Origin of the sequence: Bacillus sp. JJ1533 (assembly GCF_036965045.1) — a bacterium.
In the GTDB taxonomy this organism is placed as follows: Bacteria; Bacillota; Bacilli; order Bacillales; family Bacillaceae_L; genus Ferdinandcohnia.
The window spans coordinates 70,427-84,020 of the sequence record NZ_JBALOV010000002.1 but is presented as its reverse complement, the minus strand read 5'-3'; the positions used below and the strand labels follow the sequence as shown (position 1 = coordinate 84,020).

The window sequence follows — 13,594 nt, the reverse complement described above, 5'->3', positions numbered from 1 at the left end:
TTTTTCGTTTTTTCGAAGATGATGACGCGTGATAATTATTATAAAAGTTTAAGTGCTCCTTAACCCGAATGATACCCTGAATTTTCAGTTACTTTCACCTTGTTAGACTTCCTCTGCTTATCAATACCTGCCCAAATAACAATTGGAATAAGCAATAATGATAGTACAGCACCAGCAATTGAAAGGGCTGCATAGCTAGAATGTGCTACAACTATTCCAGATAAGCCTCCTCCTATTGCTCCTGACAAGGCAATTCCAACATCTACAGAACCTTGCGTTTTAGCCCGGGTTAATGGTGATGTTGCATCTACAAGAATTGCTGTACCACTAATTAAACCGAAATTCCAGCCCAGGCCAAGTAAAACAAGTGCAGTAATAAGTACTACCATCGAATCAGCAGGTCCCATTGCAGCTAGAATACCAGTGATAAGAAGCGTAACACTAGAAGCAATGGCCATTGTAGCACGACCAATTTTATCAACAAGAAATCCAGTAACTAAAGAAGGCAAAAACATAGCACCTATATGAAATCCAATGACAATTCCTACTGCATCGAGACCATATCCATGACGTCCCATATGTATGGGAGTCATCGTCATAATTGCAGTCATCACAAATTGGGTTAGAACCATCACTGAAGCTCCAGCAATAATGCCTCTTCTTTTTATCAATGACACATTCGAATTTTCCTCTGTCAGTAAATTACCGGTTGAGCTTCGAGCATCTGATATTGCTTTGGCAACAAGAAAAGGGTCTGGTCTAAGAAAAATTAAGAGAACCAACCCAGCAAGTATATAAGCTGCTGCAGCTAATAAAAATGGACCAGCTAAAGCTGGAATCCCTATAGATAGCGCAAACTCACCCATTACATCTACCATATTTGGACCTGCAACAGCCCCAAAAGTGGTAGAAACCATGGCTATGCTAACAGCCTTAGCCCTTTGTGCCCTGTTTGCCAAGTCAGTCCCTGCGTAGCGTGCTTGTAGGTTTGTAGCTGATCCAGCCCCATAGATAAGGAGTGAGATAAATAAAAGCAGAATACTATTTGTTAATGCTGAAATGACCACTCCAATGGCACCAAGACCTCCAGCCAAAAACCCTGTCGCAAGTCCATAACGCCGCCCAAAGCTTTGAGAAAGTCGTCCCACAAATAATGCCGCCCCTGCTGAACCTAAGGTAAATAACGCCGTAGGAATACCCGTTACGCTATCTGTGCCTAACATGTCTTGGGCTAAAAGTGCCCCCACTGTTATTCCTGCTGCAAGCCCTGCTCCTCCAAAAATTTGGGAGAAGACAACAACCATTAATGTTCTCTTATATAGTTGTTTTTGTTTTTCTAAAGAACTGACGTAGACTTGTAACCAAGCTGAGTGAACGTCCATCTTTTTTGTACGATCGTCTAACACGTTCTCACCCATCTTTCTAGAAAACTAAGTCATTTTGATATCGGAATTTAACTAGGTTCCAAATATTCTAACACTAATAAAAATGCCATACAATAAATTTATTGTATGGCAGACAATTTTTCTAATTGTTTCATAATCTATAATAAAATAACCATGGTTATAAAACTCCTTATTATTACAATCTATTTAATCATCGGTTTTTTGAATAAGGTTTACAACTGTTGGCATATCTAATTTTTGAATTAGTTCTTATAATACAAGTACTCCTGATTGTGCAGATTAGAGTTAGCTAATAAATCCTTTGCGTCCTTTATCCTTATCCAAATTTCGATAATGACTGCGATAATAATATCTTTTTAAATGCACGTAATTTATTCCTTGGAACTCTTTTAATAATATCTAAAGTGTCTGTTTCTTCACTTAGAAACTCATTAAATTCATATATATATCGGGCAACGATTGTAATAATTCTCCCCGATAGTTGTGTCCTGATTCGATTAATTCATGTTTTGTTTTTGTTATTTATTAAATTCCTGTATTTGACCTTCCTGCCCGTCCATTTTCTTTTTCCCATCCCCTTACTACAAATGGGTTAGTTGTCTTATCTAAGCAAGAATGAATCATGTCTTTATCCCCTATATTTGATAGCGAGCCCTTTTAAGAAGTTTCTGGCGAAATTATCTCCGCATTCTTTATAGTTCTTATGCCCTTCTTTTCGTAATAAAGCACCTAGTTCTCCTTTTGTTACCCTTAACCCTACATGATCAAAAACGTCTAGCATATCCTCAGTCGTTAAAGCCAGTGCGATTTTGACTTTCTTTAAAAGGAGATTATTCACGTTTCCACTTGTTTTTAGTGGAGGTTCTGGTGGATTAGGCTGTCCTGGTTTCGGCTCCTGTTTCCCCCTTTTATAAATAATAAGCCCATTTAAAAATGAGTCTAACATACTGTGGGTACATTTTATTTGATCTTCATTCTCATATTCATCATCATCGTAAGTCTTTGTAAGTATCTTTATTACTTCTGGTACTGTTACTTCCACGCCACCAAGTTTAAATATCTCTGCCATTTCTTTGTTTTTTATTTCCAATGCATATCTCAACCGGATTAAAATATCGTTATTATCCATTATTTGAGCTCCTTTTTTTAAATTGTAGGACCTGTCATAAAACAAAAGGTACCTAATTCAGTCTATCATTCAATTTGCATCTGTCTCAGATTGAGCCTTTAATAAAGGTGCTAGGCTGGCCCCCTAATCAACTGGATTATGAAGCAATTCTTTTTGCGGTCTTAATAGCTTTATTCCCTTTTCCGCGATAATTCAAAACAATAATACCGATTGCAACCATAGCAATAGCCACTAGAATATACAGATTCAATTTTTCACCTGGTATGAAAATAGCAGACAGTATCGTTCCTGAAACAGGTACAATAAACTTATAAATTGTAATTTCACCTGCATGATTATATTTTAATAACGAATACCAGAGACCAAACGCAACAGCCGAGAGTACAGCAGAGTACATTAATAGTCCCCATCCAAATGGCGTAAAAGTGATTGAACCTGTATGCATCATCGGTAGACCAATAATAAGCATGACAAGTCCCCCAAGACTCAACTGCCATCCCGTAATGGCAAATGGATCAATGCCAGCAGTCAGTTCTTTGGCCATTATTGTTGCAATCGCACCAGTGAGTCCCGCTAGAATCATATATCCTTCTCCATCCCATTGGAAACTCATTTTAAGCTCTTGTCCCCAGTTTGCTACCACAATTCCAAAGAAACCAGCAATTAGCCCAACTGATTTCTTCCAAGTTAATCTATCATTTTTATAATAGTAGTGAGCTATTATAACGGTGAAAAAAGTGCCGACAGTCGACAAAATTGCCCCCTGCATACCTGACACTTTTGCTAATCCGTTATAGAAGAAAAAGTATTGAAGGGCTGTTTGAATCAACCCCAGTAAAAGGAGAATGAGAAAACTCCTTTTCGAAACCACTATTTTTTTCGGCTTTATCAGTAATAAAAATCCTAAGACGAATAAACCCGCAAGTAAAAAGCGAATACCCGCAAATACTACCTTTGCTATTATATCATCTGGGGACATTTGCAGTTCTTCATAACTTACCTTTAGAACAGGAAAGGCACTCCCCCACAAAAGCGAACAAAAAATTGCAATCCCAATAACTGACCATTTCTTCTGAAAAATCCATCTCATGGTGTCAACTCCTAAAAAATCATTCCACAAGTGTATATCGTATTGCATTGTCAGCGTTTTGGCAATGATTGTGTTGTAGGAGTGCCTAGGGAACATCATATGGAAAGTGCCCGGAATGCCTGTTTTTTCATTTCACTGAATGCTCGACAGAAATAAAAGATGCCTGGCAAACAGTGTGGTATAGCATGTTGAAACACTGTTGTCAGGCATAATTGGTTTATTTTCCTTTAAAAAACACACTCCACTTGTCCAGAGTGTATGTGGCAACACATGGGGTGCTGGTGATTTTACATTTTAAATTTGAGTACCCGAAAGGTGGTGGGACTATAACGAAACTAATTTCTAAGGAAAATAGTTATTAAGTTTTTTATCGCAATAAACTAGAATTGTATATTTTAATACTGTTTTTTTCCTAAAATAAAGAAAGTTTCTTTATGGTCCCTGCTTCCTTTATAGACAGTGAAGGGAATTGGAAAACAGTCGGGTTACCTATACAAAGCTGCTCCCATGCATCCACACATTGAGGATCAAAATGGGTTCCTTTGTTTTCTTTTAAGTATTTCATAGCTTCATGATGTGTCCACGCTTTACGATAAGAACGTTCTGAAGTAAGGGCATCATATACATCCACAACTGCCACTATTCGGGCAAAGTAAGGAATATCATTCTCTTTTAGTCCATCCGGGTACCCACTGCCATCCCACTTTTCATGATGGGACCGGATTATGCTCAATTCTTCCTTCATAAATCCAAGATTCTTGCACATATCATAGCCAAATAAAGGATGCTTTTCAATTAGAAATCGTTCATCATTCGATAGTCTTCCCGGCTTATTAAGAATTGCATCGGGGACACTAATTTTACCTACATCATGAACAAGTCCCCCTTGAACAATAGCCCGAAGTTGTTCCGGTTTCAAATGAAGCTCTTCTGCAAGTTTTAAAGCATACATCGTAACTCTGAAGGTATGACCTGCTGTGTAGTTATCCTTCTTTTCAGTAGCAGTCACCAAAGCTTTAACACTTGGCGAGATGCTGTTCGTTACTCGTTCAAAAGGATCATTAGTAAACAAAGAACGAATAGATTCAGTAAACGTCCCTTTTACTGCATACTGTTTAACCAGGCCGCTAATCATAACGATCATGGAAGCTAGTAATAAGAAGTGATAGATCCACCATCCGAAACTCCATATTACCCCTCTTACCATTATCAATTGCGAGACCATTATCCAGCCCGAGCTATAAACAATAGATATTTGTAAAGGAAATTTTGTATACCTATACGATTGATAATAGCGATAAATCGTAATGCCATTTAACAGTAGGATTACGATCGTCAAAATGCTATTAAAAGGGTCTGCATCCAATGGAATAATATCCACGATATGCGGATTAAGAAATCCTAATATACAGAATATGCTTAAAGCCACTATCCATATAGGAAGTAGGCTACGCTGCCGCTTTGAAAAAAATTTAACAATTGAATTATCAGATGGTAAGGATGATAACCAAATCCAGCAAGTTGCCAATAACATGCTTAATTGAGCAGAGATTCCAGGCAAATGGGTGTACCCATGTATGAAATTTGGAGTAGAAAGCCCATGAATAGAAAACATTAAACCCATAGACAGAAAGGATAATGCTAGAAAACTCACTTTAATATTTCGGATTCTTCTTCCAGCAAACCCAACCGCGATAGAAATTATACTAGCTAGAATTGACACAAGACTTACAATATAAAAGTGGCCTATCGGCATATTGAAAGTTAAATCTTTTAAAAAACCTATATTAAAACATTCAAAAATAATATATGGAACTATCACAGCAGTCAAAGGCCAAAGAAAGCTATAATGTTTCATCCTACTCCCCCGAAATACCCAGTAATAAAGGTTATGAATATAGTTACATAGTAACATAATATTATATCATTAGGAACATTGCCTTACACTCAAGAATATGAAAAAGCGCAGGCCCCCGTATAGCGGCGTATGGACTGGAGCGTTTCGACCGATATAAAGGATACACGAAAATAGTATTTCGATGTTGACTTACAATAGGAAGAAGAACGAAGTACACTAGATGCCAGGCACTGAGGCCAGACAATTCTCAAAGTCAAATTTTCTTATCTTTGAACAAAAAAGGCAACACCTGATGGTTAGTTACTTTTTTAAAATATAAGTTTCGTGAAACTTCTCACATGCTCAGTACTCACAAACATATCAACCGGCTGAACATATTCTACCGGGTAGAGCTTTGACAAGACTCTTACTCTATTTTCTTCAAAAAATTGCCTGACCCCAAGCCAAAGCGATATTGTACTTTACTGGTGGTGAGGCACTTGTAATTAAAACACTAATTCACTTTTAGTTTTTCAAGATTTTGCTTATGAAATCCCTTCACAATTAACCATACAGCCAAACTCATCTCATAAACGCCCACCGGTAATGCGATAATACCTTTTACTGTAGAGACTGGTTCTACTATACCAAACATGTCCAGTAAACCGGCTATGAATACCAAGATGGCTGTAACCATCCCAAATTTCGCTAACGATTTTGGCACTAAACCTGTTCTGAAAAGTAAATAACTATACATGAATGTATTTAAGCCTAACATCAAATTTGGCCCTAACATAAAAGTCCAACGATGAAAAGATTGTAACATTAAACCTAAAGCATGAAGACTTTCACTATCTAAGTTGTCTGCTTCATAATACATACTAAGATGCAATAAACCTAATATGCTTACCAAGCCTATTGTGATAAAAACAGCTTCCATAAATCGGAAGCAAAGATAACCTAGTGCAATATGTTCATTCCAACGACGAAGATATGGAAACAGCATGACAGCCGTCCCAACAGCCGCCACTACAAGAAACAGATCATTTAGTACTCCAATCAAAACCTTCGTTTCAAATCCATCCACTACAGACGTATACCATTGTTCTGACAATACTGGTTGATAATATACAACAGCTATGACTGAAGTGACCGCAGCTACTATATATAAAATACCTATTATGATCCCATTCACTCGATCTTGTGTCATTATCTTTACCTCCTTGAAAAAATTATTTAGCTACTTATCAACTATCCTATGCTATACTAATTTCGGAACATCAAAAAATAATTAATGTGAGGTGTTATTATGGACTATTATGAAGTAATTGAGGATGCTTTGATTTATATTGAAAAGAATATACAACAACCTTTATCATTGAGTTCTGTTGCTAAAGCCTCCAAGACGTCCAAATACTATTTTCATAGACTTTTTTCAGCCATGATGGGTTGTTCATTGAACAATTACATCCTATCCAGAAGATTGAATGCATCACTACCATTAATACAAAATAATAACTTATCTCTAACGGATATTGCTTATCAACTTAATTTTGGAACTCAATCATCATTCACCCGCGCATTCAAACGCCAATACGGTATAACTCCAAGTTCTTTAAGAACAAAAGATAAGACCCTATCTCATGTGCCGATACCTTCAGTAGTTAAAAGACACATCAAAAACATCAATGGTGATATTGTCACTGATTTCACCCTAACGGAATTCGAAACAATCAGGGTGAGTGGCTTAGTTTTTGAAGTGGACTTGGCGACTGATAATTACAAGGCGAAGATCCGCTCTCATTCAAAAATGCTACTAAATAACATTGATGAAACAATAAATGGTTCATGTTATGTCATCTATTCAGACTGTCAACCAGATTCAACTCGTTTCAAGGTACTGTTCGGGATTCCACATGATATACAGATAGATAAACCTAATTATTTTACCGTTGATGTACCACAAATTTTCTGTGCAAAATTCAAATATTTCGGTGATCTACTTGACATAGGTGATGTTTTAAAAACTGATTTTGCAAGATTTTTAAAAATCTCAAAGCAGGAATCTGAGAATTCACATATCGAACTCATTCAAGTTTTTGATAACATTCACAATCTTGATTCCGTCTACCACATCTATACACCTATTAAAAAACTACCTATTGATTCAGATTTTTAATATTGTTTCCAGACTATTGCAAATGCTCCTTTCAAATTAATAAAGTTGGTTTGATTAATAATAAGATAACAAAATTGGTTTTGTTAGACTTTCCAAATCTTGCTGTAATAAGTTAAGTGATGATCACAAAATGGATCATACAAAAAGTGGGATACAGAACTTAACCTTTTTTGGTGGAGTTAAAATACAGTTTTCTCAATTTGCTAAACATGGGTGAACATTGGGAAAGTAAGACAAGAAAAGGGCTGAACATAAAAAGATCGGGAAATCGGAAATATTATGTTCACGAAAACCGGATCTCGATCGGACATGTTTATTTTAGTTAGACACACCTTTAATACCAATTTCACAGCCTCTTCTGTGTTTGCCAAATGTATATTGCAACACATAGGGTGCTGAATAATAATTATTTTAATGATGTAGATTATATCTGATTCTACCATTTTATTTTATAAATTTCGATTTAGAACTTTTTATAATAATAGGAATGGTTACGTTTTTCAAGAAGTTTTTTCACATAGATTTGCAAAAAAAAGAACCGGTTTAACTGATTCCTTTCCGGCTCTTTCACATAAAACTCGTATTTTAATTTAAAATGAGTCGCGAGATACATTCCACGTGGCTTGAGTGTTGATATCAGACATATTAATGTATATAAACAAGTATTGAGTTAGCGATGTGCAACAGCCAGAAAAAAAATCAGGCTGCAGCTGGATACATAATAATCATATCTTTACCCACTAAAAAAACGAGAAAATGAATTCTCGTTTTTTCTAAAATTATAACCATTCCCCATATTTCTGAAGACTGTCGTTTTGAGTATACTCGTCTGTTTTTTGAATAAGGTCTACAACTGTTGGCATATCTAATTTTTGAATAAGTTCTTCTAATGCAAGTACTCCTGATTGTGCAATTTTTTCTCGTTCTTCTTCTGATGTGAGAAGAGGAGTTACTAAGTGATCGGATGCTTTATCAAAGTAGGAACCAATTGCTCCAGATTGTAATGCATATTTTCCAAGTAGGTTACCTGGGTTTTTACCCATACCATCTAACATGCTTTGTACATCATAGGTAACCGAAGTTGATTCGGGTACATTCAATGGAACATCTTCTAATCTGCCAAGGATTTTATATGCACCGATACTCATATCGTTAAACTTTTCCATAAATGAGTAACTTAAATCTTCAACAGCTTCAAATACTTTTATCATATCCATATAAAGAATTGGAACTTTTGTTTCTTCAAAGAAATCACGCACCATGCCGCTAAGAGTTATGTGAGCAGGGCCATGACATGTTACATATACTTGTCTTCTAAAACCTTGCTTTAAAAGTGAATTTGCAATGCTGTTTAAATAACTCATCCCATCTTTAACGCTTATATTAACCGTTCCGCGTGCCATTGCTGTCCCGCCAGCAAAGAAATATGGGAGATTGTGAAGAACAAGTCCGTTTGTTGCTTCTGCCATTTTTAACGCAACAGCTTCTGCAAAAACAGTTTCGGCATCAAGAGGAAGTGCTCCATGAGTCTCCGTAACACCGACTGGCACAAAAATTAAATCATTTTGTTTTAAATACTCTTCAACTTCACCATTTGTACATTTTGATAAAAATCGAGTTCTCATAATCTATCATCTCCAATTAATATTTAAAAGAACAAAGAACCTTCTTGTGAAAGTCCTTTGTGAAATTTTATGAGTTTGCTGCTCTTCTTTCTTTTAAAGTAGCATACATTTCCTCAGCCTTCTTATTATTTAAGTTGAAAATTAACGCAATACCGATAATCATTAAGAGAAAAGATAAAATAGGTAATCCGTTATACATACGTAATACACCTTCTGCCACTTCTTTACTTTGAGAAGTTTGTCCAGAAACAAATCCTACCCAACCTAAAGCGTAACTACCAAGTGCTGATCCAACACCCATACCTACTTTACGTGAGAAAGAATAAATAGAATAAAGTGTACCATCATATCGTTTACCAGTTTGAAGTTCTGTAAAATCTAAACAATCTGTAACGAGTGCCCATACAATCATAACAAAAACCATATTTGCGATTGTTGCGATATTATAAGCTACGATATAAACGTAAACATTCTCAATTACAAAAATGGTCAGCAATGTAGAAGCAATTAAACTGAAACTTGCAGTACTAATAACCATATTACGTTTTCCAAATCGTTTTACTAGACTTGGAACAAAGATGAACAATACCAGTGTAACTCCCATTTGTAAAAATGAGTTAATAGCAAATGCACCTGGATTTTTGTAGTATTCTGAGAACACAATTGCAGCTAATTGCGTAACTCCGTTAATCATAATTAATGAGCCAACACTTGCTACCATCATCCCTAATAACTGTCGATTCTTTAAGGCAGCCTTTAAAGCATCTGTGAATTTATAATCAGGTTTTGTTCCAACTGGTCTGTCATCACGAATACGTTCTGTTGTTAATTTGACAAGTCCTGTATAAGCGAGAACAGAAAGAATACTGAATACGATAGAAATGTAGAAAAACATTTCAGGTACTAGATTTCCAGATTTATCATAGATAAACATCGGGACAAAAGATAAAAATCCAATCCCAACAACCATGCCACCAATCGCACGAGCACGAGATAATTTCGTACGTTCAATTGGATCATCAGTAATAACAGCCGCTAATGAACCATAAGGAATTGAATCAGCTGTGTATGCGATTCCATAGAATAAATAAACAAATACAACCCATACATGAATGGCTGTTGATGACCAACTTGAGACATCAGCAAACGAAATTAAGATTGATGCTGCAAGTAACCATTTTGAAATATTGATATATGGTAAGAATTTGTCACCGCTTTTTCCTAATCTCCATCGATCTGGAATACTTCCCATAATGACATCTGTGAATGCATCAAATATCCGTGCAACTAAAAATAATGTACCCATGAAATAAGGACTTACTCCAAGAACGGAGGTGGAGAATAAAAGGAAAAAGGACCCAATGTAAAGGTTTGCAAATCCTCCCCCAACATCCCCTAGCATGTATCCAAATTGATCACGGAAACCAAATTTTCTAACCTGTTTCTTTTCCATGTTGTAACCCCCAATGTAAAAAATAGATTTATATGTGTTCACTATCCAAACTAATTGTGCAGATGATGTTTTTATTAAATCCCTTCATCATCCTCTTTCTGTGATTTTGAAAGCGTTTTAGTTGGTATACTAGTATTTTAATGCATAATTTCTAACTACTTTTTCAATAAAATAGCATCCTTTTATACTATAATTGCATTAAATAAGAAAAAAGCTTTTAATCCTATTTTTCATTTGATTAAAAGCTTTACGTCCTATTATTTCGTTTATATTCTTTTGGGGTTACGCCTTCTGATTCTTTAAAAACACGAGAAAAGTACTGCTGGTTTTTAAAACCTACAATAAAGGTGATTTCGATTAATGAAAGATTAGAATTAGCTAATAAATCCTTTGCTTCCTTTATCCTTATCAAATTTCGATAATGACTGATTGTCATCCCTTTTTCTTTTTTGAAAGTACGCATTAAGTGGGAAGGATGTACATGCAGCTTTCGCGAGATTTCCTCAACAGAGATATCCTCTGAAAAATTCATCCTAATAAAATGTTCAGCTTTTTCGGAAATTGTTGCTTTTTCAAGTGTTGCAAAACGAATAGATGGATCTGAGTACTCTTCTAACATTCTTTTATGAATCTCTTCTAGTTCCGAAGTTGACTTGGCGTTCTCAATCATAATTGCGTATTTTTCAGAGCAATAATGACATTGCCAGGCACTCAAGCCACCTTTTTCCGCTGAATAGCTGTAAAGCGTATTATGTGATAATAATATGTTTTTAAATGCACGTACTTTATTCCTTGGAACCCTTTTAATAATATCTAAAGTGTCTGTTTCTTCACTTAGAAACTCATTAAATTCGCTTATATATTGGACAACAGATTCCTGTTCTCCTTTTCGAATGGATTGTAGTAATTCTTCCCGAGATTTGTGTCCTGATTCGATTATTTCATGTTTTGTCTTATGACCTTCCGGGCCATCCATCTTCATTTTCCCATCCCCTCACTTCAAATGGGTTAGTTGTCTTCTTTTAGTATGAGTTGCGAGATACATCATATGTGTTCCTCTTAAACATCTTAAAACTATTATATAAGGATTGGTGGATACTCGTACAGTCTTAAAGCCCCTACTAATTATTTGGTTAAAGTCAAATAGAGAAAAATCACAATGGTTCATACTTACATTTTGATTCTTTTTTTAACTGTTTTCGTAAGATTGTTATTTTTAAGAATTTTTTACAAATAAATGGTAAAATAAGTATCAGAGGAGAGTGAAATTTATGGATAATGTTACCCGTTACTGATAAAGAGAAAAAAATATGGAACTATGTTTCATTAACGGCGGGAATAACGGAAGAGATTATTTATAGAGGTTTTTTAATCTTTGCTTTAGGTTATTTCTTTCCAGGTTTGTCTATTGGGCTAGTTATAATTCTTTCTTCGCTTATGTTCGGAATGGCTCATACCTACCAAGGTTTCCTAACTGGTGTTATAAGAACCACTATTTTTGGGTTACTATTCTCTATTCTTTATATTGGAATAGGTTCAATTTTGCCACTTATCGTCTTTCATTTCTTGATAGATTATGTAGCAAAATTAGGTGATGTCAAATATAAGGAGTAAATCGTTTGGCAATTTCAGCTAAACTATTTGCTTTTAAACGTATCAACTGTACAATAATTTAATTTTTGACAAGCACCAAATAAAAATTGCTTTACACGTTCACAAAATCCACTCACGCTTTTCTCTAATGTTAAAAGAAAAGCCTGTGAAATTTTACGAAAAAATTTCACAAGCTTTTTCATTTCAGAGGATTTTTTTATCCTAACCTCTACCTTAATAAAGAAAACTTACATTTATTCAAATACAGCTACTAAGCGTCCTTTTACTTCATGATTTTTCAGTTTTTCTATACCTTTGTCGACTTCTTCAAACGGGATTGTGATAAGATTTGGATTCATTTTTCCAGTAGCGAAGCAATCATATACACCTTTTAAGTCTTCTACTGATCCACCATTACTTCCTAAAAGCTTAATTTCTTTTGTAATCATTAAATACGTGTTGATATTTGATTCTAATTTACCCATACCAACAATGACAACTGTTCCTTTTGGTCTTACAGCTTCCAGTGCGTCAGAAGTTGTTTGTCCAAAACCAGCAAAGTCAACAATAACGTCACATTCTGCTTCTTTCATATCTAGAACAGTATCGTAAACTTTATTAGCTCCTAGTTCTTCAGCAAGTTTTCGAGCTCCTTCAGAAACATCTGTAGCGTACACTTCGCAACCTTTAATTAATGCCATTTGTAGAGCAAATTGACCAAGACCGCCGATTCCGATGATTCCTAATTTTGTACCTTCTTTAGCTTGTCCAATACTGAAAAGAGCACGATACGCCGTGATTCCTGCATCTGTTGAAGCTGCCCCTTCTACAAAGGAAACGCCTTCAGGAATGATTACGCATTGATCTGCAGGAACACGTACTTTTTCTGCATACCCGCCGTCATAGTTATACCCAGCAGTTACTTTTGTTTCTCTATTCATTGGGTTAGCACCAACGCGGTCTCCAACTTTAATACCTTCAACACCTTCACCCACTTCAATAACAACCCCAGCAAACTCATGCCCCATAATAACAGGACCATTTGGGAAAAGTGGCATCCAACCTGGATCTTGTAATGCTGCAACGTCTGAATGGCATAGACCAGCAGCTTTCACGTCTATCACAACGTGACCTGGAATCGCTTTCGGATCTTCTTTTTCAATCAATTCTAGTGGTTTATTTGTACCTGAAAATAGCCAACCTCTCATACTATCTCCTCCAAATTGTTCATATCTAATTTTTTAATAATTCTAGCTACACTTATAGTTTACTAGGTTTCTCT

Annotated in this window: 11 protein-coding genes; 2 read left to right on the top strand and 9 right to left on the bottom strand. The window is 35.7% G+C overall.

Going from position 1 to position 13,594, the window contains the following annotated elements; genetic code table 11:
* Window positions 1-59: 59 nt before the first annotated feature.
* The 5 genes from V7138_RS00910 to V7138_RS00890 all read right to left on the bottom strand — a co-directional run bounded on the left by V7138_RS00910 (window position 60) and on the right by V7138_RS00890 (window position 6,672).
* Complete coding sequence (locus V7138_RS00910) at window positions 60-1,418, bottom strand: MFS transporter (RefSeq protein ID WP_438824297.1); 1,359 nt, start codon at window positions 1,416-1,418, stop codon at window positions 60-62.
* Between the two features lie 616 nt (window positions 1,419-2,034).
* Window positions 2,035-2,535, bottom strand: coding sequence for a DUF1456 family protein (locus V7138_RS00905; RefSeq protein WP_335393375.1), 501 nt, complete (start codon window positions 2,533-2,535; stop codon window positions 2,035-2,037).
* A 136-nt stretch (window positions 2,536-2,671) separates the two neighbouring features.
* The gene (locus V7138_RS00900) at window positions 2,672-3,625 is read right to left on the bottom strand and encodes a DMT family transporter (RefSeq protein WP_335393373.1); all 954 of its coding nucleotides are present in this window, start codon (window positions 3,623-3,625) and stop codon (window positions 2,672-2,674) included.
* A 412-nt stretch (window positions 3,626-4,037) separates the two neighbouring features.
* On the bottom strand, window positions 4,038-5,483 hold the full coding sequence (locus V7138_RS00895; RefSeq protein ID WP_335393370.1) for an HD-GYP domain-containing protein: 1,446 nt from the start codon (window positions 5,481-5,483) through the stop codon (window positions 4,038-4,040).
* A 493-nt stretch (window positions 5,484-5,976) separates the two neighbouring features.
* Window positions 5,977-6,672, bottom strand: a complete 696-nt coding sequence (locus tag V7138_RS00890) for a DUF4386 domain-containing protein (RefSeq protein ID WP_335393368.1) — start codon at window positions 6,670-6,672, stop codon at window positions 5,977-5,979.
* A 99-nt stretch (window positions 6,673-6,771) separates the two neighbouring features.
* Between V7138_RS00890 and V7138_RS00885 the strand changes: the two genes are divergently transcribed.
* Window positions 6,772-7,641 (top strand): helix-turn-helix transcriptional regulator, encoded by an 870-nt coding sequence (locus V7138_RS00885; RefSeq protein ID WP_335393366.1) that lies wholly within the window; start codon window positions 6,772-6,774, stop codon window positions 7,639-7,641.
* Window positions 7,642-8,420: 779 nt separating this feature from the next.
* Here the strand turns inward: V7138_RS00885 and V7138_RS00880 are convergent.
* From V7138_RS00880 to V7138_RS00870, 3 genes are all read right to left on the bottom strand, one after another.
* On the bottom strand, window positions 8,421-9,266 hold the full coding sequence (locus V7138_RS00880; protein WP_335393365.1) for a creatininase family protein: 846 nt from the start codon (window positions 9,264-9,266) through the stop codon (window positions 8,421-8,423).
* 67 nt (window positions 9,267-9,333) lie between these two features.
* Window positions 9,334-10,719 carry an MFS transporter gene (locus tag V7138_RS00875; protein WP_335393363.1) on the bottom strand — a complete coding sequence of 462 codons (1,386 nt, stop codon included), beginning with the start codon at window positions 10,717-10,719 and terminating at the stop codon, window positions 9,334-9,336.
* Window positions 10,720-10,966: 247 nt separating this feature from the next.
* Window positions 10,967-11,701 (bottom strand): helix-turn-helix domain-containing protein, encoded by a 735-nt coding sequence (locus V7138_RS00870; protein WP_335393361.1) that lies wholly within the window; start codon window positions 11,699-11,701, stop codon window positions 10,967-10,969.
* Window positions 11,702-11,997: 296 nt separating this feature from the next.
* On the opposite strand from V7138_RS00870, the gene V7138_RS00865 reads away from it, so the two are divergent.
* A complete protein-coding gene (locus tag V7138_RS00865; RefSeq protein ID WP_335393359.1) occupies window positions 11,998-12,333 on the top strand; it encodes a CPBP family intramembrane glutamic endopeptidase in 336 nt (111 codons plus the stop codon).
* A gap of 233 nt (window positions 12,334-12,566) precedes the next feature.
* Here the strand turns inward: V7138_RS00865 and V7138_RS00860 are convergent, their stop codons facing one another.
* Window positions 12,567-13,520 carry a zinc-binding dehydrogenase gene (locus tag V7138_RS00860; RefSeq protein ID WP_335393357.1) on the bottom strand — a complete coding sequence of 318 codons (954 nt, stop codon included), beginning with the start codon at window positions 13,518-13,520 and terminating at the stop codon, window positions 12,567-12,569.
* Window positions 13,521-13,594: the final 74 nt, after the last annotated feature.